The organism is Streptococcus jiangjianxini (assembly GCF_040225085.1).
GTDB lineage: Bacteria > Bacillota > Bacilli > Lactobacillales > Streptococcaceae > Streptococcus > Streptococcus jiangjianxini.
Window position 1 is genome coordinate 24254 of the sequence record NZ_JBEHGL010000010.1, and the last position, 23482, is coordinate 47735.

At 39.5% G+C, this 23482-nt stretch carries 24 protein-coding genes; 3 read left to right on the forward strand and 21 right to left on the reverse strand.

Features of this window, described 5'->3' with window-relative positions; translation table 11 throughout:
- Positions 1-32: 32 nt before the first annotated feature.
- Both ABP870_RS05565 and ABP870_RS05570 read right to left on the reverse strand, forming a co-directional pair.
- Positions 33-287: a hypothetical protein gene (locus tag ABP870_RS05565; protein ID WP_350014470.1), complete on the reverse strand. Its 255-nt coding sequence runs from the start codon at positions 285-287 to the stop codon at positions 33-35.
- Positions 271-501, reverse strand: coding sequence for a DUF1797 family protein (locus ABP870_RS05570; protein ID WP_350014471.1), 231 nt, complete (start codon positions 499-501; stop codon positions 271-273). Before ABP870_RS05570 ends, ABP870_RS05565 begins: the two co-directional genes overlap by 17 nt.
- A 289-nt stretch (positions 502-790) precedes the next feature.
- On the opposite strand from ABP870_RS05570, the gene ABP870_RS05575 reads away from it, so the two are divergent.
- A complete protein-coding gene (locus ABP870_RS05575) occupies positions 791-3049 on the forward strand; it encodes an ATP-dependent Clp protease ATP-binding subunit (protein WP_350014472.1) in 2259 nt (752 codons plus the stop codon).
- A 41-nt stretch (positions 3050-3090) separates the two neighbouring features.
- Here ABP870_RS05575 and ABP870_RS05580 read toward each other — a convergent pair whose 3' ends face one another.
- Positions 3091-3600 (reverse strand): ECF transporter S component, encoded by a 510-nt coding sequence (locus tag ABP870_RS05580; protein ID WP_350014473.1) that lies wholly within the window; start codon positions 3598-3600, stop codon positions 3091-3093.
- A 136-nt stretch (positions 3601-3736) separates the two neighbouring features.
- Here ABP870_RS05580 and ABP870_RS05585 point away from each other — a divergent pair, with 136 nt between their 5' ends.
- Positions 3737-4186: an NUDIX hydrolase gene (locus tag ABP870_RS05585; RefSeq protein ID WP_062709656.1), complete on the forward strand. Its 450-nt coding sequence runs from the start codon at positions 3737-3739 to the stop codon at positions 4184-4186.
- A 59-nt stretch (positions 4187-4245) separates the two neighbouring features.
- On the forward strand, positions 4246-4548 hold the full coding sequence (locus ABP870_RS05590) for a DUF1827 family protein (RefSeq protein ID WP_062709659.1): 303 nt from the start codon (positions 4246-4248) through the stop codon (positions 4546-4548).
- A 163-nt stretch (positions 4549-4711) separates the two neighbouring features.
- On the opposite strand, the gene ileS is transcribed toward ABP870_RS05590, so the two are convergent.
- The 18 genes from ileS to ABP870_RS05680 form a co-directional block, all read right to left on the reverse strand.
- Positions 4712-7510, reverse strand: coding sequence for an isoleucine--tRNA ligase (ileS, locus tag ABP870_RS05595; protein ID WP_350014474.1), 2799 nt, complete (start codon positions 7508-7510; stop codon positions 4712-4714).
- 275 nt (positions 7511-7785) lie between these two features.
- Complete coding sequence (locus ABP870_RS05600; protein WP_350014475.1) at positions 7786-8697, reverse strand: DivIVA domain-containing protein; 912 nt, start codon at positions 8695-8697, stop codon at positions 7786-7788.
- An 11-nt stretch (positions 8698-8708) separates the two neighbouring features.
- A complete protein-coding gene (locus ABP870_RS05605; protein ID WP_350014476.1) occupies positions 8709-9503 on the reverse strand; it encodes a YlmH family RNA-binding protein in 795 nt (264 codons plus the stop codon).
- Complete coding sequence (locus tag ABP870_RS05610) at positions 9503-9760, reverse strand: YggT family protein (protein WP_350014477.1); 258 nt, start codon at positions 9758-9760, stop codon at positions 9503-9505. The genes ABP870_RS05605 and ABP870_RS05610 overlap by 1 nt, the downstream gene beginning before the upstream one ends.
- Position 9761: 1 nt before the next feature.
- Positions 9762-10364: a cell division protein SepF gene (locus ABP870_RS05615; protein ID WP_350014478.1), complete on the reverse strand. Its 603-nt coding sequence runs from the start codon at positions 10362-10364 to the stop codon at positions 9762-9764.
- Between the two features lie 9 nt (positions 10365-10373).
- The gene (locus ABP870_RS05620; RefSeq protein WP_350014479.1) at positions 10374-11042 is read right to left on the reverse strand and encodes a YggS family pyridoxal phosphate-dependent enzyme; all 669 of its coding nucleotides are present in this window, start codon (positions 11040-11042) and stop codon (positions 10374-10376) included.
- A gap of 6 nt (positions 11043-11048) precedes the next feature.
- Positions 11049-12371, reverse strand: a complete 1323-nt coding sequence (gene ftsZ, locus ABP870_RS05625; protein ID WP_350014480.1) for a cell division protein FtsZ — start codon at positions 12369-12371, stop codon at positions 11049-11051.
- Between the two features lie 18 nt (positions 12372-12389).
- Positions 12390-13760, reverse strand: coding sequence for a cell division protein FtsA (ftsA, locus tag ABP870_RS05630; protein ID WP_350014481.1), 1371 nt, complete (start codon positions 13758-13760; stop codon positions 12390-12392).
- A 155-nt stretch (positions 13761-13915) separates the two neighbouring features.
- On the reverse strand, positions 13916-15010 hold the full coding sequence (locus ABP870_RS05635; protein WP_350014482.1) for a cell division protein FtsQ/DivIB: 1095 nt from the start codon (positions 15008-15010) through the stop codon (positions 13916-13918).
- Between the two features lie 4 nt (positions 15011-15014).
- A complete protein-coding gene (locus ABP870_RS05640; RefSeq protein ID WP_350014483.1) occupies positions 15015-16091 on the reverse strand; it encodes a UDP-N-acetylglucosamine--N-acetylmuramyl-(pentapeptide) pyrophosphoryl-undecaprenol N-acetylglucosamine transferase in 1077 nt (358 codons plus the stop codon).
- Positions 16084-17448 carry a UDP-N-acetylmuramoyl-L-alanine--D-glutamate ligase gene (murD, locus tag ABP870_RS05645; RefSeq protein ID WP_350014484.1) on the reverse strand — a complete coding sequence of 455 codons (1365 nt, stop codon included), beginning with the start codon at positions 17446-17448 and terminating at the stop codon, positions 16084-16086. Before murD ends, ABP870_RS05640 begins: the two co-directional genes overlap by 8 nt.
- A gap of 175 nt (positions 17449-17623) precedes the next feature.
- A complete protein-coding gene (locus ABP870_RS05650) occupies positions 17624-17899 on the reverse strand; it encodes a DUF3165 family protein (protein WP_350014486.1) in 276 nt (91 codons plus the stop codon).
- Positions 17900-17936: 37 nt separating this feature from the next.
- Positions 17937-19778, reverse strand: a complete 1842-nt coding sequence (gene typA, locus ABP870_RS05655; protein WP_350014487.1) for a translational GTPase TypA — start codon at positions 19776-19778, stop codon at positions 17937-17939.
- Between the two features lie 162 nt (positions 19779-19940).
- A complete protein-coding gene (gene asnA, locus ABP870_RS05660; RefSeq protein ID WP_350014488.1) occupies positions 19941-20933 on the reverse strand; it encodes an aspartate--ammonia ligase in 993 nt (330 codons plus the stop codon).
- A 122-nt stretch (positions 20934-21055) separates the two neighbouring features.
- A complete protein-coding gene (locus ABP870_RS05665; RefSeq protein WP_350014489.1) occupies positions 21056-21430 on the reverse strand; it encodes a rhodanese-like domain-containing protein in 375 nt (124 codons plus the stop codon).
- A gap of 19 nt (positions 21431-21449) precedes the next feature.
- Positions 21450-22415 carry an ROK family glucokinase gene (locus ABP870_RS05670; RefSeq protein WP_350014490.1) on the reverse strand — a complete coding sequence of 322 codons (966 nt, stop codon included), beginning with the start codon at positions 22413-22415 and terminating at the stop codon, positions 21450-21452.
- Positions 22408-22620: a YqgQ family protein gene (locus tag ABP870_RS05675; RefSeq protein ID WP_350014491.1), complete on the reverse strand. Its 213-nt coding sequence runs from the start codon at positions 22618-22620 to the stop codon at positions 22408-22410. Before ABP870_RS05675 ends, ABP870_RS05670 begins: the two co-directional genes overlap by 8 nt.
- A 342-nt stretch (positions 22621-22962) precedes the next feature.
- Positions 22963-23424, reverse strand: a complete 462-nt coding sequence (locus tag ABP870_RS05680) for a Dps family protein (protein WP_350014492.1) — start codon at positions 23422-23424, stop codon at positions 22963-22965.
- Positions 23425-23482: the final 58 nt, after the last annotated feature.

Consider the following 23482-nt stretch of genomic DNA (forward strand, 5'->3'; position numbering starts at 1 on the left):
ACGAACTCCTATTTACTAAAAGATAAGAACCATCATAGCATAGATAAACTAAAAATACAATGTTTTTCGGTATTTTTATACAATAAAACCTCTTTTTTTGTATAAAGAAGGCGAAAATCCATTGAAATATTCAATTCAAGCCATATCAGTTCTAACACCTGAGTTTCTACATTAGCTACCAGCGACCTCTCTAATATCCCCCTAATACTACCCTTTAAAGGCAAAATAAAAATGAGCCTGCCACCATGTCCCAGACTCATTTCTACTAACTTAATAAAGTAAATCATAAATTTCCATTGCAATCAAATCAATGCTATCAAACGAATATAACTCCTTAGCTTCAACATCGCGCAAAGTGAAAACTGGTCCGTTTTCTGGATCGTTACTGAATGATACTTCTGCAACAACAACTCCTTCTCGCTCAAAATTACGTTTTAAATTACCGCCATCTGTGGCCATAAGCTCAAGACGATTGATGATTCTCACTAAATGTGATTCCATATCATACTCCTCTATTTCTATTGATTTCTCTTATTTTACCACAAAAGCTTTCAAAGTAACACTAAATCAACTATTTTCCTGATATTAAGCTGTTAAAAAATTCGTTAGCACTCTTTTAGTTAGACTGCCAATTTTTTGAACTTTTTACTTGCAATGCAGAACGATCATGCTATAATAAAGTCAGATAAAGTTTGACTATATTTGACCAAAATGAATTTGGTTCGATAAAAGTCCTATATCTATTTAAACATTTCACTTTTAAAAATCTCTCAAAAAGCGAGGTATATCTATGCTTTGTCAAAATTGTCAATTAAATGAATCAACTATCCATTTATACACTAATGTTAATGGAAGGCAAAAACAAGTCGATCTTTGCCAAAACTGTTATCAAATCATGAAAACGGATCCTAAAAACAGTCTTTTGTCAAATTTAGGCCAAGAAAGAGCGTCATCGTCTATGAATCCATTTTTCGATGATTTCTTTGGTGATCTCAATAACTTCCGCGCCTTTAGCGGTGATTTACCAAATAGTCCTAAAACACAAGCTGGTGGTCAAGGTGGCAACAAGGGCCCAGGAAACCGTCAACCAAACGGTCCTCAAGGACCTGCTCAGCAAAAGAACCAAGGTCTCCTAGAGGAATTCGGTATCAATATTACTGAAATCGCTCGTCAAGGTGACATTGATCCTGTTATTGGCCGTGACGATGAAATTCTTCGTGTCATTGAAATTCTAAACCGTCGTACTAAGAACAATCCTGTTCTTATCGGTGAGCCCGGAGTTGGTAAAACAGCTGTTGTGGAAGGCCTAGCTCAAAAAATTGTCGATGCTGATGTTCCACAAAAACTCCAGGGTAAACAAGTCATTCGTTTAGATGTTGTCAGCCTTGTTCAAGGAACTGGTATCCGTGGTCAATTTGAAGAGCGTATGCAAAAGCTCATGGAAGAAATTCGCAATCGCCAAGATGTGATTCTCTTCATCGATGAAATCCATGAAATTGTTGGTGCCGGTAGTGCTGGCGATGGCAATATGGACGCTGGTAATATCCTAAAACCTGCTCTCGCACGTGGCGAGCTTCAATTAGTTGGGGCAACAACTCTTAATGAGTATCGTATTATTGAAAAAGACGCTGCTTTGGAACGTCGTATGCAACCGGTTAAAGTCGATGAACCAAGTGTTGAAGAAACCATCACCATCTTAAAGGGAATTCAACCCAAATACGAAGATTACCATCATGTCAAATACAGCTCTGATGCTATCGAAGCGGCAGCCATTCTTTCCAATCGTTACATCCAAGATCGCTTCCTTCCCGATAAGGCTATTGACCTTCTTGACGAATCCGGTTCTAAGATGAATTTAACCTTGAATTTTGTTGATCCGCAAGAAATAGATCAGCGCCTAGTTGAAGCTGAGAATCTTAAGACCCAAGCAACACATGATGAAGACTACGAACGTGCCGCTTACTATCGTGATCAAATCGCTAAGTACAAGGAAATGCAAGCTCAAAAAATAGACGATCAAGACATCCCTATTATTACGGAAAAAAATATCGAAGCTATTATTGAGCAAAAAACTAATATCCCCGTTGGCGATCTCAAAGAAAAAGAACAAAGCCAATTGGTTCATTTGGCGGATGACCTTAAATCACATGTCATTGGTCAAGATGATGCTGTCGATAAAATTGCAAAAGCTATCCGTCGTAACCGAGTCGGTCTTGGCTCTCCAAATCGCCCCATCGGTTCCTTCCTCTTTGTAGGGCCAACTGGTGTTGGTAAAACAGAACTCTCCAAACAATTAGCTATCGAACTCTTCGGTTCCGCTGACAGCATGATCCGCTTCGACATGTCTGAATACATGGAAAAGCACGCTGTTGCCAAACTTGTCGGTGCTCCTCCAGGATACGTTGGTTATGAAGAGGCTGGGCAATTAACTGAAAAAGTCCGCCGCAACCCATATTCACTTATCCTACTTGATGAAGTTGAAAAAGCTCATCCAGATGTCATGCATATGTTTCTCCAAGTCCTTGATGATGGTCGCCTAACTGATGGTCAAGGTCGTACGGTCAGCTTCAAAGATACCATCATTATCATGACTTCTAATGCCGGTACTGGCAAAGTTGAAGCTTCTGTTGGTTTCGGTGCTGCTCGTGAAGGTCGCACCAATTCTGTACTTAACCAGCTTGGTGATTTCTTCAGTCCAGAGTTTATGAACCGTTTTGACGGTATTATCGAATTCAAGGCCCTTGAAAAAGAAAACCTTCTTACGATTGTTAACCTTATGCTTGAAGATGTTAACGACCGTCTCGCTGTCAACGGCCTCCACCTCGAGGTAACCGATAAAGTTAAGGAAAAACTGGTTGACCTTGGCTATGATCCAAAAATGGGGGCTCGACCACTGCGCCGAACTATCCAAGACCATATCGAAGATGCTATCACAGATTATTACCTTGAAAATCCTTCAGAAAAAAATCTCCGTGCTATCATGACTTCAAATGGACATATCGTCATCAAATCAAACACAAAAGCTGAAGCTGTTATTGAAGAAAACTAGAAAAAAGGTTGCGTCAATCATGATTGACGCAACCTTTTGCATTATCGGAGGTTCCAATAAGTCTGAAAATCCTTAACAATTGATGTTCTAAAATAAAGACAATAAACAACCAACATCGAGAGAACAGCTGCTAACACGTCAAAGGGTAATTTCAGCATCGCATATTGAGGATTAGCATAAAGAAAAGCTCTACCTAGTCCATAACCAATAATATCAATCATTGCCCCTAGAGACATCGCCAGCCAGACACGATTCTTGTTGGCCTTCGTCTTCTTGGGTCCAACAACAACTGATATCGTAGCTACTTGTAAACTATGCGTTACAAGTGTGACAAACATAGGTGTCGGATAAAAGAAAAAATCTCCTAAAAACGAACCAATTCCCGCGACCACCATCGCTTCCAGAGGTGGAAATAAAAGCCCTACTAAAAAGATAACAATACCATTGATATAAAAATGCCCGCCCGGTACAGGAATCGATAAGAAACTAGCACTCAAAATAATGATCACCGCCATAAAAAGAGCTGAAATTGTGACTTTTCTTGCTGACATAACCAACCTCTCCAAGCTTTAACTGTTGCCACCATTTATACCAATATTTTCAGAAAATGTCAAAATTTTTGGAAACTTTTCTAGTTTATTAGGCTAATTTTTAGTATAATAAGAGAAAAAACTATCGAGGAAAACTATGGTAAATCCTACATTCGGCCACAAAGAAGACAATGTTGTCTATCAAAATCGTTATGGCGTCTATGCTGTTATCCCAAATAAAGAGCAGGATAAAATGATTCTGGTTCAAGCGCCAAATGGAGCCTGGTTTCTCCCTGGTGGAGAAATCGAGGGAAACGAAGACCATTTTCAAGCGCTTGAACGCGAACTGATCGAAGAACTTGGTTTTAAGGCACAACTTGGAGACTATTTTGGACAAGCTGACGAATACTTCTACTCTAGCCATCGCGATACACATTTTTACAATCCTGCCTATATCTACGAAGTCACTTCCTTTGAAGAGTTAGGAAATCCTTTGGAAGATTTTAATAAACTGGCTTGGTTCCCTATCCACGAAGCTAAAGCTAAATTAAAACGTGGCAGCCACAAATGGGGCATTGAAATGTGGGAAAAAAAACATATTAAATAATTTTTTCAGGTCAATAAGTGTTATAATATAGACAGAAAAAGTTTTATTGGAGGATAAACATGAGACTTATCAATGTGACAAGCAGCCACCCTACACTCGTAAAAAACCAACTCCGAAACACTGATGCAACTTTAGTCGAAGTCTACTCTGCAGGTAACACTGACGTTATCTTTTCACAAGCACCAAAACACTATGAAATCCTCATTTCAAACAAATACCGTGCTATCAAAGATTCTGAATTAGAAGCTATTCGGGAATTCTTCCTTAAACGCAAAATAGATAAGACTATTGTTTTAAAAGAACAATTGAGAACATCACACACTGAAAATCTCATTAATATTTCTATTCCAACAACTGTTTAACAAGCCACCACCATGGCTTGTTTTTTAATAAATAGGACAAAACGAGAAGACCAAACGGTCTTCTCGTTTACTTCTTTAGAATCATTTCACCACATATAGTAGCGGACCTAAGCTTTCATAACTACTCATCATTGTCAGATGTTCTAAACTGATTTCCTTGATATTAAGCTTTGACTTCGAATCCTTCTGCTACTGCTTCTGGGAAGTTTTCTTCGATGACCTTTGCACTAGCATCGCAGACCATCACTCCGTATGGACGCATACGAGTTGTTGGATCAATCCGACGAGAACGCTCACAAACTTCTCCTTCTGCACGCTCTACACTGAAAGCAACACCATCAAAAGCAACAGCATCCGCCGGCTTATCAGCTTCATCAGCAATCGTCAATTGTGAGACAATCAATAAAAGAGCGATATCGCTATCCAGTGAATCTAGTAAGTTTTTCACTTCTTCGCTGGCGTAAACTGTCATATGGGCTTCTAATGATTTCCCAATAACTTTAGCATTTCGAGCTTCTTCAAGTGCTTTTTGAGCATGAGCCCGGAATTCCATAAAGGTATCCCACTCTTCTAAAATAACTTCTTGCCCTTCGAATGCTTGTGCCACAGGCATCTCAGATAGTTGAACGAATTCTTCTTCTTCATGTTCAAGGTATGACCAGATTTCTTCAGCCGTATGAGGCAAGATTGGGGTCAATAACTTAGTGATTTTTACCAAGATATCATAGAAAACAGTTTGCATCCGACGACGTTCTGGACTATTCGCTGCTTCGATGTATACCACATCTTTAGCAAAATCAAGATAAAAGGCAGATAAATCAACCGTCACAAAGTTAACAACTGCTTTATAGATGGTCATGAAATCATAATTGTCGTAGGCTTTGTTGATTGTCTCAACAAGCTTGTTAAATTTGATGGTCATGTATTTATCGACTGCACCTAAATCTTGATAAGCAACAGCATCCGTCGATGGGTTGTAATCATGTGTATTAGCAAGCAAGAAACGAAGCGTATTACGGATTTTACGGTATGTCTCAGAAACTTGACCTAAAATGTCCATAGATACTCGAACATCGTTATCAGTATCAACAGAGGCTACCCAAAGGCGGAGAATCTCAGCTCCATATTGCTTAGCCACATCATTTGGTGAGATGATATTACCTTTTGATTTAGACATTTTCTCACCCTTACCGTCTAGAACGAAACCTTGTGAAAGGATAGCTTTATATGGCGCATGTCCATTAACAGCTACAGAAGTGATCAATGATGAGTTAAACCAGCCACGGTATTGATCAGATCCTTCAAGGTAAAGATCAGCTGGGTAAGAAAGATTCTCACGAGCGTTCATAACACCATTCCATGATGAACCAGAGTCGAACCAAACATCCATGATGTCAGTTTCCTTAGTAAATTCACCATTTGGAGAGCCTGGATGCGTAAAGCCTTCAGGAAGAAGGTCTTTAGCCTCACGTTGCCACCAGATAACAGAGCCGTGTTCCGCAAACAAATCAGCAACATGGTCCGTTACTTCTTTGGTCATGATTGCTGTGCCATCTTCAGCATAGAAAATTGGAAGAGGGACACCCCATGAACGTTGACGAGAGATAACCCAATCGCCGCGGTCACGAATCATATTGTAGAGACGCGTTTTTCCCCATGACGGATGGAAGGTTGTTTTCTCAATTTCATCAAGGATTTCTTGACGGAATTTCGCGACTGAAGCAAACCACTGCGGCACTGCACGCCAGATGATTGGTTTTTTAGTGCGCCAATCAAATGGATAGGAGTGGCTGATGACTTCTTTAGCAAGTAGCAAATCACCTAATTTTTCTAGAACAGTTGGGACAACCTTATCGTAGAATTGTCCTTCAAAATCAGGTCCAGCAAGTTCATTCATAAGACCACGTTCGTTCACTGTTACATAAACTTCAAGGTCATATTTTGTCCCAACATTGTAGTCATCCTCACCAAATGATGGTGCAGTATGGACGATACCCGTACCAGAATCTGTTGTTACGTGATCACCTAGGATAACTAATTCTTCGACAGCTTCATCCCATGGGTGTTCAGTGACAATATACTCTAAGGCTGAACCTTTATGGCGCTCAAGAACCTCAAATGATTCCCAGCCAAATTTTTCAGCAAGTGTATCAACAAGAGCTTCTGCTACGACAAATTTACGATCATCATTTGGAGTTCTAACCAGTAAGTAATCCAAATCAGCACCAACTGTCAATCCGCGTGAAGCTGTAATGGTAAATGGGGTAGTTGTCCACACCACGATATAAGTATTTGTGTCAAGGACACCCTTACCATCTTTTACTTTATTGGCATAGTAGAGTGATGTTGACTCAATATCATGATATTCAATCTCTGCTTCAGCAAGAGCAGATTCAGAAGACCAAGACCAGTAAACAGGCTTAGCACCACGGTAGATGTATCCCTTATCAGCCATCGCACCAAAAACTCGGATTTGATCTGCTTCAAATTGAGGATCAAGTGTGATATAAGGATTGTCCCAATCGGCAGAAACACCGAGACGTTTAAAGTCCTCGCGTTGTTTATCAACTTGGGACAGAGCATACTGGCGACACATTTCTAGGTATTCAGCCAGATCCATTTCTTTACGCTTAACACCTTGTTTTGCTAGTACTTGCTCAATTGGAAGACCATGCGTATCCCAACCTGGCACATATGGTGCTGAAAAACCAGACATTGATTTTGAACGAACAATGATATCTTTTGAAATTTTGTTCAGAGCATGTCCAACATGAATATTGCCATTGGCATAGGGAGGACCATCGTGAAGGTGGAAAGCCGGTTTTCCTTCATTCAATTCTTGACGTTTTTGATAAATGTCTGCCTCTTGCCAAGCTGCTTGCCATTGTGGCTCTTTATTGGGAAGACCAGCACGCATAGGAAATGCTGTTTTGCCGAGATTCAATGTATCTTTTAATTTCATATAAAACTCCTTAAAAAATAAAAGCTCTCATCCAAAAAGGACGAAAGCTCGTGGTACCACCTTAATTCAGAAAATATCATTTCAAACCAAATGTTAAAGCGTAAAGCTCACTAAAAATGGCGATATTTTCCCTCTTGAGCCGATAAGGGAGCTCACCCCTCCTAACTTACTGACTTCAGCTAGAAAGATCGAAAATGATAATCTTTTAAGCAGTGATGACAGGACTCACACCCTCTCCTGTTCGCTTAGCATATACTTAAAAAATCGTGTTTTTCTTAATCTTCGAAATTCAATTTAAAAGTTTGTGTTTCATTTAAGCTTGCTTCTGACTCATCGCTAGCATATGTTGAATGGCTAGAATATGACTCAGACTCAAAGAATTCTGGTTCCGTTTCAAAACTTAAAGATTCCTCTTCAGCTAAGTCTGATTCAAAAGTAAAGTCTTCAGAAGAACTTGTTCCAAATAAAAGATCATCTGTTAATAAAGGATCTTGACCTGCAATGGTTTCTTCCAATTGACGGTTGCTTTCTTCAACACGACGCTGTAATTCTGCCATTTCCTCAGGCGAGAATTGACGAGTTGCATCGATAGTTGCCGCATCAGCCACTTGGGGTGCCTCATGATCAGCATCAAGCACTGACTCTACAACTTCTCTAAAGGCAACATCTGAATTTTGAATATAGGAAGCAGTAGGTTGTAATAATTCATCCCATTCAGGTGAATTAACTAATGCTAAGTGGCTTTCAACAGATGACAATAGACGTTGATGGAAAACACGCGTTTGACGTTTCAAATCTTCTGTCTCAATAGCAACGCGTTTAGCCTCATCAGCGGCGTCACGAAGCATGTCGCTCGCTTTTTGTTTTGATTCTTCTAAAAGAAGTGTCGCTTGATTGTTAGCATGTGTCAAAATGTTATCAGACTCTGTACGAGCAGATGCTTTCACTTTATCGGCAGTTTCTTGTGCCAAGATAACTGACTGACTCAATGATTCTTTCATTTCGTCAAAATAAGCCAACTTTTCTTCAAGCATTTTGATTTTTGCTTCTTGCTCACGATTTTCACGGGTTAATTTTTCATAGTCATCAACAACGATGTCTAAGAATTCATTAACCTCTTCTTCGCTATATCCGCGGAATTTTAGTTTAAATGTTTTATCTTTAATATCAAGTGCTGTAATAGCCATTACAACCTCCCCTATTTCTGTCTAATTTTTTTGACGACTAATTTATGTTTCCCTTTCGACGTTACACCACTGTCTGAAATGATACGGCACCTGCCATATCCTCGGACACTGAGTAAATCATCAACCAGTACTATTTCAGTCGTTTTCGTCGTTAATTTATGGTTAACTTTTACTTTCTGAGACTGAATCAACTTTTGGCTGGTCTGTCTCGGTAATTGATGGACTGCTGCAATCACTTTATCCAATCTTAAACTCGAGACAAGGTAAAGCTGCTCTTGCCCTTCTTCAAGAAATTCAAGCTTCTGACTAAAGTCAACTTCTTGAAGTTTAACAGGGACCTTAGCAATCTTGCTGACATTTGTTTCAAAATAAGTAACCATTGATTTTTCAAGAAATATTTGCGCATCATCACCATTAACTAAAATATCACCGAAAACGGAACGTTTAATGCCTAATTGATTAATCAATGTCCCCATAATTTGCGAATGGTTAAGGCGATTAAACTTTTTAGCATATTGGATGTTGAGCAGGCTTATTTCAAAATCATCGACATTTAGTTGATAATAATCTGGAGCAATAATGACCCTATGATACTCCTCGGTAAGAATATCACGACTTGAATAAAATGTCAAAGTTGTTTGAGAAACCAGCTCATTAACAATGACTTCTTGTCTAGGATCAAGAAAATCTGTTAAATACATGCTGTAAGTATTCTCAACAGAATGAATCATATCTTGAACTTTATCTATAAAGGCATGTTCACTGACATCGTAATGTTGATATAAGTGTTTCGATGGTTTTTCCATTAGAATAATAGTAAGTATGAAAAGAGTCTAAGTAATAATTGAAGTACCAAGAAAACGGCAACAATGGTAAAATCGATTCCACCGAATTGAAGTCTTAAGCGTCGAAACGGAGCCAAGGTTGGCTCAACAATTGCAACTAAAATTTGCCCTAGCTTCGTTTGATAGGCTCCTGGAAACCAAGAGAGTAAAGCATAGATTACTAAAAGTGTCGAATAAACTCGTACGAGTCTAACTAGTATTATATAAAATAAAAACATATTAACGTCGTTTCATATCGTAGTCAAAATTAACATCTTGACCAGCATTTGGAATTGTCATTTCTTCAATGTCAACTATAACAAATTGTGGTGTCAATAAATACATTGAAGAACCCACTTTTTGAAGATTACCTGATAAAACACGGCTAGCCCCATCAACAAAGTCTAAGCAGCGGCGCGCTTGGGCTTCCAGCATGTATTGAAAGTCAATCAAAACACATTCATTACCAGCTAGCAAATCAACAATTTCTGTTGCATCTTCGTATTTACGTGGGTATTTTAAGGCGATAGTCGGTTGGGATGAATTACTCATTTGCTCTTTCCTATATTGTTGTGTGGGAGCAACACTGTCGCGATGAGCGTGTTCTGATGAGACAGAATTCACCTGTCTTTGACCGCGCATTTGTGTTTGCCGTTGCATCGAAGCTGCTGATTGACTAGCTGGCTGCGATGGTCGTTCTTGTGACATAGTGCCCGTTTGTGCGGATGAACCTCGTTTTTGTTCTTGTTGAGGCAATGCTTGCTCAAACTCTTCTACATCACTAACTTCATCTGTAGCAAAGTATAAAGTTGCTTTTTCAATCATATCTTTAAAAAATGCCATATGTCTCTCCTATTGAAAGAAAGCTGTACCAATTCGAACAAATGTTGCACCATGCTTGATAGCGATTAGATAATCACCACTCATTCCCATGCTTAAGTCTGTCATCGGCATATTCTTTATATTTTTAGCTTTAATATCTTCTTTTAATTGGTAAGCTTCTTCAAACAAAATGTCTAATTCCGCTTGACTCGCTTTTAGCGGAGCCATTGTCATCAATCCAACGAGATTGATATTAGGTAACTCTGCTAATTCCAGTAAGGCTTGTTCGATCTCGCTCTTTAGGAAACCGTGCTTACTAGATTCTTCTGATAAATTAACTTGGAGAAAGCAATTGATCGGATGATCTGCTCGTTTATTAATCTCCTTAGCCAATTTTACTGAATCCAAGGCGTGAAAATAATCCACTAGATTAATCACATCTTTAACTTTTCGGCGTTGAAGGCTACCAATTAAATGCCAAGTAACTGACTGATCCGCCAACGCATGGTATTTATCCAAAAATTTGTCAACACGGTTCTCACCAATATGTCTAACACCCGTTTCAACCAACTGATGAGCTACTTCTGCTTCGACATATTTCGTTACTGCAATAATATTGACTTCTTGAGTGTTATTGGAAGACTCAATGGCATCTGCTACACTGTTGAAAATCTTTGATTTATTATTTGCTAAATCCATCGCATTTTAACGGTTTTTAAAGAATGGCGGTGTGTCCAGTTCATCATCTTCTTCAGAACCACCTGAGAAGGTTGACATATTTAGTTTGCCATCAAGTTCACCTTCTGTTGGGCGAGCAATGTTATCGCGACGAAGATCCCAGTTCCCAAAGGCAGAATTTTGGTTGGGTTGATTAAAATCAGTTTGAGATGGTCGTGGAGAAGAAGGCATGTCAACATTTTGCGCCATATCAAAGTTCATTTGACGACGATCAAATGATGGAGCTGGTTCTTCAGAACGTTGATTATCATATTGAGAGGATGATGACTGTCCTGACGTTTGATTATTAAACGTACGTGGTGTTGAACGCATCCCCGTCACTTGTTCTGTACGATCTTGACGAACACCCGTTGCAACAACAGTTACACGAATTTCATCTTTAAGCGTATCGTCAATTGAGGTACCAAGCCAAATATTAACACCGTTACCAGCTGCTTGACCAACAATTTCTGACGCTTCTTCAGCTTCAGTAAGGGTCATATCAAGGCCGCCTGTTACGTTAACAATAACATCTTCTGCACCATCGATTGTTGTTTCAAGTAATGGTGAGTAGATTGCTTTACGAGCTGCTTCAACAATACGCTCTTCACCTGAACCAATACCGATCCCCATAAGGGCATTTCCCTTATTGGCCATAACGGTTTTCACATCCGCAAAGTCTAGGTTAATAAGACCTGGACTTGTAATCAAGTCAGTGATACCTTGCACACCTTGACGAAGGACGTTGTCAGCCTCACTAAGTGCTTCAAGAAGTGGTGTTTTCTTATCAACAATTTCCAGCAAGTTGTTATTTGAAATAATCAGAAGAGTATCTACCTGCTCACGCAATTCCTGAATGCCTTCAATTGCAAAGTTACCACGTTTGTTTCCTTCAAAGCCGAAAGGACGAGTGACTACTGCAACGGTCAGAGCTCCTAAACTTTTTGCAATACGTGCAATGACAGGTGCTGCACCAGTACCTGATCCACCACCCATTCCAGCGGTAATGAAAACCATGTCTGCTCCAGTAAGCGCTTCTGTTAGAACTTCTTCACTTTCCTCAGCTGCTTTGCGTCCAACTTCAGGCTGTCCTCCAGCACCAAGTCCACGTGTTAATTTTGGACCTAACTGGATAACAGTCTCCGCTTTAGATGAGCTTAGTGCTTGAATATCAGTATTTGCTGCAATAAATTCTACGCCAGCAAGTCCTTCATCAATCATACGGTTGATGGCATTGCCTCCACCGCCACCGACTCCGATAACTTTGATGATGGCACCTTGCATAGACGCTGTATCAAATGAAAATGGCATTTTAATTCCTCACTTTTTTTAATCAAACATACTGCCGAAGATCCCTCGAACTCTATCTCCAATATTTTGTTTAGGTTCGCGTGGCTTAGGCGCTTCTTGGATGTTCTCATCTTGATCAAAATGATCTGCTTCATTCAAAGAAAAATCATTTTGAATAGGTTGTTGTATTTGTTTTGGCATTGTATCATTTGGACCAATATCAATAGGTTTACGGCGAAGGATTTCTTCTCCAGTAACTGCTAACTGAGCAATAATGTCGACATCAGTTAACGTTCCGACGTACTCAACCAACCCAATGACATTCGCAAACATTGGGTTACGGATTCCAACTTGATGTGGTACAAAAAGTTTAACTTTAGTTCCAAATACTTCTTGTGCTATCTCAACGACACCTGGGAGAATCGCGCCACCTCCAACGATGACAATTCCTCCAGGAAGTTCAAGCAAGCGACCACGTTCCAAATCTTGTTTTACCCGCTCTAAGACATGCTTTATACGGGCTGAGATAATCTCTGCGAGATATTTTTCAGTAACATCAACCGGGGTATCACTCCCTACAACTTCAACTTGAACACTATCTGTCGCGCTTGCTTCCTTAACATTGGCATTACCAAAATTAAATTTTAAAGCTTCTGCAATTTGCACCGACGTTTTTAAGACTTTTGAAATGTCTTTAGTGACGTATTCTCCACCCTCTGGATAGATGTTGGTATATTGAAGTTCCTGAGCTCTCATTGAAGCGACAGTCGTTTGACCACCACCCATATCAATAACAGTAGCACCGAATTCGCGTTCTCCTTCATTAAGAACCGACTTAGTCATTGCCAATGGAGAAATGATGATATTTTCAACTGTAATGCCTGCACGTTCAACAGTTTTGCGAAGGTTATGCAGGATTGTGGTTGGACCTGTGTAAAGAAGACCACGCATCTCAAGGCGAATCCCCATCATCCCACGTGGATCGCGGATGCCCTGGAAACTATCAACGATAAACTCTTCAGGAACTAAAGAAATCACCTCACGTTCTGGGGTGATGCTTTTAGTTAATGCAGATTTTACAACACTTTCAACATCTTCGTCTTTTATTTCTTTTGACTCGCTAGTAACAGGAATCATTCCTTGCGTAGGTTCAATTTGCAAAAGATTTGCTGGTAGACCAACATTTATTTTTTCGATTGAAATTCCTGATTTTTCTTCTGCCTGCTCAATTGCTAATTTAATTTCTTTTGCTGCTGCATCGATGTCAACGATAATACCATCTTTCACACCAGAACTTTTAACATTGCTAACACCGATGACATTCATTTCGCCATCAATGTATTCTGCAACGAGTACTTTAATCGAGCTAGTACCAATGTCTAAGCCCGTAAAAAAGCCGTTTCTTGCCATTACCCAACCTCTCATTCTTTCCATTACTTACTATTCTAAAAACCACACAAGGGCGGAATTATTCAAAGCATATTATATCATAAAAAAGCACAAAATGAATAGATTTTGTGCTTTTTGTTATAGAAATGTAAACAAGTAAAATCGGTTTTCAACTATTATTGCACCGCGGTTTCAGCTTCTTGTTCTGGAGCCCCTTCAACTTCTTGATTTTCAGATGGTGTTGGAGGATTTTCTTCAGAATTCGCATTTTCTGCTGGTGTTTCACTTGACGCTTGACTCGGTTCCTCTTCAGAGGTATCTGCCGTTTCATTTGTAACATAAATGCCAACTTCCATGTCAATAACACTTGGCACTTCTAGTTTAGTGCTTACCTGAGAATAGTAGGGCAAGCGTTCTTTAATCTTAGAAAGGGGAACAATAACTGTATTGCCATCATACATCGTTAACTTTATCAAATCATCTGTTGATTTTGAAGCTTCTTTTGAAACGGATTGAATATTTCTCCGAATTCTTTTAGCCAAAGTATTTCTCGCCTCGATAAATTCTTTAACCTCTTTTTGGGTATCTAGATTAACATTCAAATACGTAGCTGGTAGTTTTTGAACGTTTTCTTTAACTACTGTACCATTCGATAAAATGGGATAATACAAATCCTTTTCCTGACGATAAGCTATAATCCGATCCTCTGTGACTTTGATGTTAAAATGATTGGGTAACTCAAAGGTCACCTTAGCTCCCTTAACCCAAGGATCTTTTTTGACGATAGCTTTTTCGATCTGGTGCCGGTTCGCAAAGACACTAGTTAAATAATCATCTTTTTGAATCCCAGAGGCTTTCATAATAGAAGCCGTATTCGTAAAATGATGTCCAGAGACAGTGACATTTTTTGTTGTACTCAAAGGGCTAACCATGAAACTAGAGAACAATAGCACAATAATTCCTAACAAAACCACTGTAATGAAACGATTAAGATGTGGATTCTTTTTTCTAACTTTTTTAGGTTTAGGCTCTTTTTTCTTCTTTTCTTTTCGTTTCTTTCGTTTTTTAGATTTGGGTTTTGGATCTTTTTCCTCTGATTTATCCCCTAAAAATTGAGAACGTCTAAGCTCTTGAAGACGCTTTTCAGCCTCTTCTTGCTCAGCTTTATCTTGCTCTTTTTTCTTTAAAAATTCCTGATTGCGTTTTTGCCACTCGGTTAAAACCGGCTCTTTTGTTTCAGAATCTTTAGTTGTTTCCTTATCTTTTGTCATATTCTTATCCCTTTGCCTTCTTGATAGATTCTGTCAATTCATTATAGAAGGCTTGTTGAGATGTTAACTCTTGACTATTTTTCATAGCTTCTTCAAATTTAGAAGCATGCCCCAGTAGCTCTTGAATTTTCTGGTTTAAACTCTCCAAACTCAACTCTTCTTCTGCGAGCTGAAGAGCGTAACCTCTTTTTTGAAAATAAGCAGCATTTTCTAATTGATCACCACGACTAGCTTCTTTTCCCAGAGGAATAATTAAATGCAATTTCTGAAGAGCTACTAGTTCAAATATAGTATTTGATCCTCCCCGAGTAACGACTAGATCAGCTAAATTCATCAGCGGTTGGTATAAATCCGTAACGTAATCGACACGGTATACATTTTTATTTAAACTATTTAAGTCAGAATCTCCAGAGATGTTGATGATATTGTATTGTGTTGTTAATTCAGCTAAGTGCTCAGTGATAAAATCATTAAATACTTTGGCCCCAGCTGATCCGCCAACAAAAAGAAGCGTCTTTTTAGAATCATCAAACTGCTCTTTGATCTCTTCAACCATCTGATCATATTGGACAGAATAAGGTTCAACCTTAGTGATAGCACCAATATGTTCAGCTTTTGTTAAAGCAGCATCCTGTTCAAAAGTAGTATACATTTTTGTCGCAAACTTGTAAGCAATTTTATTTGCTAGACCCATTGATAAATCAGATTCATGAATAAAAACAGGAACCCCTAACAATTTAGCAGCAATGACTGGCGGCACAGAGACAAACCCACCTTTGGAAAAGAGGGCTTCTGGTCTTATTTTGACAATAGTCACGAGAGATTGTAGGACACCAAAACCAACTTTAAAAACATCCCATACATTTTGCCAAGAAAAATAACGTCTTAATTTTCCAGTTGCAATGGCATGAAACGTTACTTCTTCATCCAAACGTTGGATTTCCTCAAATTCAATCCCATGTTTGTCTCCAAGATAATGAATTTCCCATCCATCTTGGATCAATTTAGGAATCAACAGTAAATTAAGCGTCACATGCCCTACCGTACCGCCACCTGTTAAAACAATTTTGCGTTTATTCATGAGTAGCCCCTTTCAAGGAGTCAACCGTTAACAAAAATTCATCTCCACGAACTTCAAAGTTCTTATACATATCCCAGCTAGCATTAGCAGGGCTTAGCAATACAGTGTCACCAACCTCAGCCAACTCGTAAGCTTTTCTTGTCGCATCAGCAACATCTTTGGCATATTCTACCGGAACATTGGCTACTTTTGCTATTTCAGCTAACTTATCTGCTGTTTCCCCAAGAACAACCATTGCTTTTAGATTGGTGATGTGAGACGAAAGTTCCTCAAAACCATTCCCACGATCTAAGCCTCCTGCTATCAAAATCAAGTCTTTATTATCAAAACCTGACAAGGCTTTTTGCGTTGCCAAAATATTAGTCGATTTGGAATCATTGAAGAAAGAAACCCCTCTGACTGATCCGGCATCTTGCAAGCGGTGTTTCACACCCCCAAAAGTTGAAAGAGTTTCTTGGATAACGTGATTTGAAATACCTGACAACTTTGCAACTGCAATTGTGGCTAGAGCATTTTCAATATTATGGTCACCCGGTACACCAATGTCCTTAGCTGCCATGACTAACTCACCTTGGTAAAATAACTGACCTTCTTTGAGATAAGCCCCATCAACCTCTTCAATTGTTGAAAAAGGGATAACAGTAGCTTTTGTTTGTTTCGCCAACTGATGCGTAATGCCTTGGTTGGCATTAAGGACAATATAATCAGAAGCCGTCATATGATTTTGGATATTCCATTTGGCAGCCACATAGTCTTCAAAAGTACCATGGTAGTCCAAATGCGTTGGTTCAAGATTAGTAATGACAGCGATATGCGGCTTAAAAGAGTTTACCCCCATCAACTGAAAAGAAGATAGTTCCATAATCAAGGTATCATTGGCACTAGCCTCCACTACCACTTCTGATGCTGGAAAACCTATATTACCAGCTAAAAGACCAGATTGACCAGCATGGTTAAAAACCTCAGCAATCATAGTTGTTGTAGTTGTTTTACCATTTGAACCAGTTATCCCGACGATGGGAGCATCAGAAACAAGGCTAGCTAACTCTACTTCTGTCCAAATTGGGATTTGTTTCTCACTGGCCTTGGCAACCATTGGATTAGTGTAGGGGATTCCAGGATTTTTAACCATCAAGGCAAAGTCTTCATCCAGTAGTTCCAAAGGATGACTTCCGCAAACAACCTTGATTCCCTCTTCTAGAAGCGCTTGGCCAGAAGGGTTTTCATCAAATGGTTTTCCATCGTTAACAGTAACAATAGCACCTAATTTAGCCAAAAGTCTAGCTGCTGCTTGACCAGACCTAGCTAGACCTAAAACAAGAACTTTTTTGTTTTCAAAATTTGAGATAGTTTTCATATTATAATAAAACCTGTCAGTCCGTTGATATTTACTGCATTTATCACAACTGTCTATTTCCTTTTTTCATTCAATACTATTGTCTTATTTTACCCTTTATCAAGGCATTTTTCAAGAAGACTAGTTTTCTTGAAAAACTGAGAAAAAACACCCAACATAGGTTAGGCGCTTTCTCTTATTTTTCTTTTTTGAAAGGCAAGCGAATCTGAAGTGGCCTAGAAGACAAGCGGAGCACATCTCTAATCGCTAAAAAACCAAAAACTAGCATGATGGCTATGATGTAAACTTCACCTGGAGACCTAATGAGCTTCATGAAGCTCATGCCCGCTAAGATAAGTAACAGAGCCATAACAATCATAAATCCAATAGAATTAATGGTGCTGCGAATAGTTTTGGGAGCCATGAAGAAATAGTAAAGAACTATGGCAAGTAATACTAATAAATAAAACATGTTCCTCCTTACTATCTTACCTTTCAATCACCGATTCTTATTCAGCTGATTTTTTCTTTTTGTTTGCTTTATCACGCGCAGCTTTGTTCAAGATTTGTTTACGCAAACGAATTGATTCTGGCGTAACTTCCATGTACTCATCATAATCCAAGAACTCGATAGATTCTTCAAGAGTCAAAATACGTGGCGTTTTGATAACCGATGTTTGATCTTTCGTTGCTGAACGGACATTGGTCATTTGTTTAGCAGTGGTGATGTTAACGCCAAGGTCATTTTCACGAGCATTTTCCCCGATAATCATTCCTTCGTAAACTTCAGTTCCTGGATTAACAAAGATAGTACCACGTTCTTCAATACGCATGATTGAGTAAGTCGTTGCTTTACCAGCATCAATGGAAACGAGAGCACCACGGTGGCGTCCGCCGATTTCACCTGGGATCAATGGTAGGTACTGGTCGAAAGTATGGTTCATGATACCGTAACCACGTGTCATTGAAAGGAATTCTGTTGAGAATCCAATCAGACCGCGAGCAGGAATCAAAAAGATCAAACGTGTTTGCCCGTTACCGACCATTGTCATATCAAGCATGTCACCCTTACGCTCAGAAAGGGCTTGAATAATAGCTCCTTGGTACTCTTCTGGTGTATCGATTTGGACACGTTCAAATGGTTCACATTGAACACCATCAACTTCTTTAATAATAACTTCAGGTTTTGATACCTGGAGCTCGTAGCCTTCACGACGCATGGTTTCTATCAAAATGGACAAGTGAAGTTCACCACGACCTGACACGATCCATTTATCTGGTGAGTCCGTTGCTTCAACACGAAGAGACACGTCTGTCTGAAGTTCAGCCAATAAACGTTCTTCCACTTTACGCGATGTCACGTGTTTACCTTCGCGGCCAGCAAATGGTGAGTTGTTAGCTAAGAATGTCATTTGGAGCGTTGGCTCATCAATTCGAAGAATTGGAAGTGGCTCAATGGCATCTTGCGGTGTGACTGTTTCACCAACGAAGATGTCTTCCATCCCTGAAACAGCAATCAAATCACCTGCTTTAGCTTCTTGGATTTCACGGCGTTCAAGTCCGAAGAAACCAAAGAGTTTCGTAACACGGAAGTTTTTAGTGGAACCATCAAGTTTTGAGAGGGTAACTTGGTCACCAACTTTTACAGTCCCACGAAAGACACGTCCAATACCGATACGACCAACAAAGTCATTATAGTCAAGAAGAGACACTTGGAATTGAAGTGGCTCATCTGAGTTATCAACTGGAGCTGGGATATGATCAATAATGGTATCAAAGATTGGCGCCATTGAAGCTTCTTGATCTGCAGGATTATCAGAAAGTGAGGATGTTCCATTGATAGCTGAAGCGTAAACAACTGGGAAGTCCAACTGCTCGTCGTCTGCACCAAGCTCTATGAAAAGCTCAAGAACTTCGTCAACCACTTCTGCTGGACGAGCTGATGGCTTGTCAATTTTGTTAACAACGACGATTGGAGTAAGGTTTTGCTCAAGCGCCTTTTTCAATACAAAACGTGTTTGAGGCATTGTCCCTTCATAAGCATCCACGACAAGAACAACACCGTCAACCATTTTCATGATACGCTCTACTTCACCACCAAAATCCGCGTGCCCTGGAGTATCCATGATATTGATTCGCGTATCATTGTAAGCGACCGCTGTATTTTTCGCAAGAATGGTAATACCACGCTCTTTTTCAATATCATTAGAATCCATTGCTCGTTCTTCAAGTTCTTTACGAGCATCAAGCGTCTGTGATTGCTTCAAAAGCTCATCAACAAGGGTTGTTTTTCCGTGGTCAACGTGGGCAATAATCGCAACGTTACGGATGTCTGTTCTTAAATTTGTCATGTTTTCCTCTATAAATGTGTTTTATTAACTGTACAAGTATATCACAAAAATGTTTAAAAAGCTGAATCAAGTCAAGTGTAAATGTTTTCACGTCTATTTATGGTAATTGCACCGAAAAAAACTCCATAAGTTACATGACCTTACAGAGTTTTGAGTTTCCATTTACAAAATATGTTCAAAAGCATTGCGGACATCTGTCGGCCAAACGCTTGATTGAACTTCACCGATATGTTGTTTACGAAGTAAAAACATTACCAAGCGAGACTGACCGATCCCCCCACCAATAGTCAAGGGGAACTCACCATTGAGTAGCGATCGGTGCCAATCGTATCGAAGACGGTCTTCATCACCTGTAATGGCTACTTGTTTTTGAAGGGCTTCTTGATCAACACGAATACCCATAGAAGACAATTCAAAAGCTGATCCTAGTTGGTCATTCCAGACAAGAATATCCCCATTTAAACCTTTGTAATTTCCTTCAGACGCTGACGTCCAATCATCGTAGTCTGGCGCACGTCCATCATGAGGTTGACCATCGCTGAGTTCACCACCGATACCAATTAAGAATACCGCTCCGTGTTTTTTAGTAATAGCATTTTCACGTTCTTTCGGTGTCATAAAAGGATACTCTTTGACTAAATCTTCAGAATGGACAAAAGTAATCCTTTTAGGAAGAATGGACTCGATATCATAACGGGCTTCGACAGCCAGCTCTGTCAATCGAATGGCCTTATAAATCTGCTCAACGGTTTCTTTCAAATAAGCTAAATTCCGCTGTCCACTAGGAATAACCTTTTCCCAATCCCATTGATCAACAAACACAGAATGGGTAGGGTCAAGTGAATCTTCGTCTGGTCGAAGAGCCTTCATATGGACAAATAGCCCCTCACCCTCACCAAAGTTAAAGCGAGCCAGTGTGTGACGTTTCCATTTAGCAAGAGAATGGACAACTTCATACTCATCGTCAGGAATCAATTTCACGTTAACACGAACCGCATTTTCAATACCGGATAAATTATCCTGCATGCCGTCTCCCACACGGCTTAAAATCGGACCTTGTACTTCAACAACATCAAGTTTATCCTTTAGATACTGCGTAAATGTATTTTTGACAAAAGAAATCTCTTCTTGTTGATGAATGAAACTTTTCTGCATACCATTCTCCTTACTTTTTTGATAATGAGAGTATTGTACTACTTTTCACCAAAAATATCATCAGAATTTTGACATTTAACCAAAAAAGAGCTAATGATGTAGCTCTTTTTCGACATACTTTATTATTTTACCTTACCATCCCAGCCATCAAAGCCATTTTCCAAAACATAAACTCGTTCGAACCCAGCTTTTTTGAGGATATTAGCAACGCGGGGAATTAAGGCGCCACGGTTGTCGTCATAGATAAGAACTGGTTTTTCTTTAGTCAAGGCTCCAAGCGATGCTTCAAATTGTTGAAAAGGAAAGTTACGTGCTCCCAGAATGTGTTTTTGGTGGAAGCGACTAGGTCCACGAATATCAATCAGCTGACCAACTCGCATAAGCTGCGCAAATTCTGCATTATCCACAAAAGTGGCTGCTTTTTTTAAACGGAAATAATTCCAGGCTGAGTAAGCAAGAATCACCAGGCTGACGGTAATTAAACTAATCCAAAACATTATTTAAACAACCTCTTTCTTAATTCTCACTTCTTGCTAAGCTGGCTGCTCCAATAATCCCTGCATCATTTCCCAACTCAGCCAATTTAATTTGTGTTGATTGACGAACTTGAGGGAAAGTGTATTTCTTGAAGTTAGCTTCGACACGACTACGTAAGAATTCTCCAGCCGCAGAAACGCCACCTCCAATAACGATTGAATCGGGATTCAAAAGGTTGGCAATATTAGCAGCTGCTAGTCCAAGGTAGAAGCAAACTTTATCAACAACACTATTGGCAAAGTTATCACCGTTTTGAGCCGCTTCAAAAATATCTTTACTTGACACGCTATCCCCATTATCAATAGCTGCCTTAATAGATGAGTCACCCTCATAGCCTTCTGCTAAACGGCGAGCCACACGAACCACACCAGTAGCTGACGCAACCGTTTCAAGACAGCCAATAGTGCCACAAGTGCACTCAAAACCAGTATCAGGCTCAACAACCATGTGACCAATTTCACCACCGGCACCTGCGACACCGTGGATAAGATTGCCATCAGCAATAACGCCACCACCGACGCCAGTTCCTAGTGTCACAAAAACCACATCTGGATGGTTAGCACCAGCACCTACCCACCGTTCCCCAAGAGCAGCAACGTTAGCATCATTATCAATGGCAAAGGGAATACCGGTTTCTTTTTCGATAACAGAACCCACTTCTTGAGTTTCCTTCCAGTTAAGATTAAAGGCTCCTGTAACTGTTTTTTTATCGCGATCAACCGCACCAGGTGAACCCATGCCAATACCAACAAAATCCTCACTCGTTAGCCCATACAGGTCCAAACGGTGCTTGATTGAAGCCACGATATCTGGAACGATGTGTTTTCCGTCTTCAAGAACATTGGTTTCAATCGCCCATTTTTCTTGGACTTCTCCCGCTTCTGTCAAAATGCCAAATTTGATAGTTGTTCCACCAAGGTCAATACCTAATAATTTTTTACTCATTTTTCTCTTCCTTTTCTAGTTCTAAACGATGCTCTCGCCTTAAAACCAACTCAGCTTGCAAATATTGGTCGCGTTCAATCAGACCATTATCATGAAGTCTAGCCAATTCTAATTTCATGAGTTCGATATCAAAAAGACGCTTGCCGACATAAACATATATCCCAAATTGTTTAAGTAATTGTTGAACATCGTAGAGAGTTTTCATAGAAAAATTTTAGCAAAATTAGGTGCTTTTTTCAAGTTTTTTTGCAATCGTTTGCACTTTCAGTCGCAAAAAACATTACTAACCGATTCTCCTTTTAACAAACAATGAGAAAATCGTATTCATTCCATCCATAAGACCTGCTTTCATCTATCTAAACCTAGAAAAAAACACCTCAAGAAAAGCATAACCAATTGGTCATACTTTTCTGAGTACTTCTGTTCTATGCTTGTTTCAAATGCGCTTAACATCATCAAGAGATTCAAGAAAACCATAACAGGCTAACACCTCTAAAATCGGGACACAGGACCACATCTTAAAACTGGATGATATTACCGTCTGCTCTTACAATCCAGTAGGACGACCAAGTTCTGCTTGTAACATCCATAAAGTTTTTTGAACAGTATCCTGAGCATCTGAAAAAATGCCATTTGATGGGTCGTCCCCTTCTTTGTCGCTAGCATCTAAACCTTCTTGGAAGAGGTCTGAAAGATAAGAATAAACATCAGCTAACTTCTCTAGACGTTCTGCCATTGACTTATCGTAAGATCCCACTTCTTCTGTTAATTTAGAATGGTCATCAAATTCTTTCAAAGTAGAGTATGGGGCACCACCAATAGTGATCAAGCGTTCGCTCATAATATCAAGGATGTCATTCAAGTCATCCATCAATTCATCCATTTTAGGATGTAAATGGAGAAAACCAGGTCCACGCATGTACCAGTGTGTTTGGTGAATAATTGATGCTGCTTTTGAAAGATCTGCAACGGCTTGATTAAGAACTGCTTGTGTTTTTTCGTATACCATCTAAAAGGCCTCCTTTATTAATTATAATTCTATTTTAGAATCATTCTAAATAAAAGTC

What these genes read in the sequence shown, in the direction of transcription:
- ABP870_RS05600 (WP_350014475.1), bottom strand. Translation starts at nt 8,697, where the DNA reads ATGGCTATTACAGCACTTGATATTAAAGATAAAACATTTAAACTAAAA.
- ABP870_RS05680 (WP_350014492.1), bottom strand. Translation starts at nt 23,424, where the DNA reads ATGGTATACGAAAAAACACAAGCAGTTCTTAATCAAGCCGTTGCAGAT.
- ABP870_RS05565 (WP_350014470.1), bottom strand. Translation starts at nt 287, where the DNA reads ATGATTTACTTTATTAAGTTAGTAGAAATGAGTCTGGGACATGGTGGC.
- ABP870_RS05575 (WP_350014472.1), top strand. Translation starts at nt 791, where the DNA reads ATGCTTTGTCAAAATTGTCAATTAAATGAATCAACTATCCATTTATAC.
- ABP870_RS05650 (WP_350014486.1), bottom strand. Translation starts at nt 17,899, where the DNA reads ATGTTTTATTTATTAGTATTACTTGCCATAGTTCTTTACTATTTCTTC.
- asnA (WP_350014488.1), bottom strand. Translation starts at nt 20,933, where the DNA reads ATGCAGAAAAGTTTCATTCATCAACAAGAAGAGATTTCTTTTGTCAAA.
- ABP870_RS05640 (WP_350014483.1), bottom strand. Translation starts at nt 16,091, where the DNA reads ATGAATAAACGCAAAATTGTTTTAACAGGTGGCGGTACGGTAGGGCAT.
- ABP870_RS05580 (WP_350014473.1), bottom strand. Translation starts at nt 3,600, where the DNA reads ATGTCAGCAAGAAAAGTCACAATTTCAGCTCTTTTTATGGCGGTGATC.
- ABP870_RS05610 (WP_350014477.1), bottom strand. Translation starts at nt 9,760, where the DNA reads ATGTTTTTATTTTATATAATACTAGTTAGACTCGTACGAGTTTATTCG.
- ABP870_RS05585 (WP_062709656.1), top strand. Translation starts at nt 3,737, where the DNA reads ATGGTAAATCCTACATTCGGCCACAAAGAAGACAATGTTGTCTATCAA.
- ABP870_RS05675 (WP_350014491.1), bottom strand. Translation starts at nt 22,620, where the DNA reads ATGAAAACTCTCTACGATGTTCAACAATTACTTAAACAATTTGGGATA.
- ABP870_RS05615 (WP_350014478.1), bottom strand. Translation starts at nt 10,364, where the DNA reads ATGGCATTTTTTAAAGATATGATTGAAAAAGCAACTTTATACTTTGCT.
- ABP870_RS05570 (WP_350014471.1), bottom strand. Translation starts at nt 501, where the DNA reads ATGGAATCACATTTAGTGAGAATCATCAATCGTCTTGAGCTTATGGCC.
- ABP870_RS05605 (WP_350014476.1), bottom strand. Translation starts at nt 9,503, where the DNA reads ATGGAAAAACCATCGAAACACTTATATCAACATTACGATGTCAGTGAA.
- ABP870_RS05590 (WP_062709659.1), top strand. Translation starts at nt 4,246, where the DNA reads ATGAGACTTATCAATGTGACAAGCAGCCACCCTACACTCGTAAAAAAC.
- ABP870_RS05620 (WP_350014479.1), bottom strand. Translation starts at nt 11,042, where the DNA reads ATGGATTTAGCAAATAATAAATCAAAGATTTTCAACAGTGTAGCAGAT.
- ABP870_RS05665 (WP_350014489.1), bottom strand. Translation starts at nt 21,430, where the DNA reads ATGTTTTGGATTAGTTTAATTACCGTCAGCCTGGTGATTCTTGCTTAC.
- murD (WP_350014484.1), bottom strand. Translation starts at nt 17,448, where the DNA reads ATGAAAACTATCTCAAATTTTGAAAACAAAAAAGTTCTTGTTTTAGGT.
- typA (WP_350014487.1), bottom strand. Translation starts at nt 19,778, where the DNA reads ATGACAAATTTAAGAACAGACATCCGTAACGTTGCGATTATTGCCCAC.
- ftsZ (WP_350014480.1), bottom strand. Translation starts at nt 12,371, where the DNA reads ATGCCATTTTCATTTGATACAGCGTCTATGCAAGGTGCCATCATCAAA.
- ABP870_RS05635 (WP_350014482.1), bottom strand. Translation starts at nt 15,010, where the DNA reads ATGACAAAAGATAAGGAAACAACTAAAGATTCTGAAACAAAAGAGCCG.
- ileS (WP_350014474.1), bottom strand. Translation starts at nt 7,510, where the DNA reads ATGAAATTAAAAGATACATTGAATCTCGGCAAAACAGCATTTCCTATG.
- ftsA (WP_350014481.1), bottom strand. Translation starts at nt 13,760, where the DNA reads ATGGCAAGAAACGGCTTTTTTACGGGCTTAGACATTGGTACTAGCTCG.
- ABP870_RS05670 (WP_350014490.1), bottom strand. Translation starts at nt 22,415, where the DNA reads ATGAGTAAAAAATTATTAGGTATTGACCTTGGTGGAACAACTATCAAA.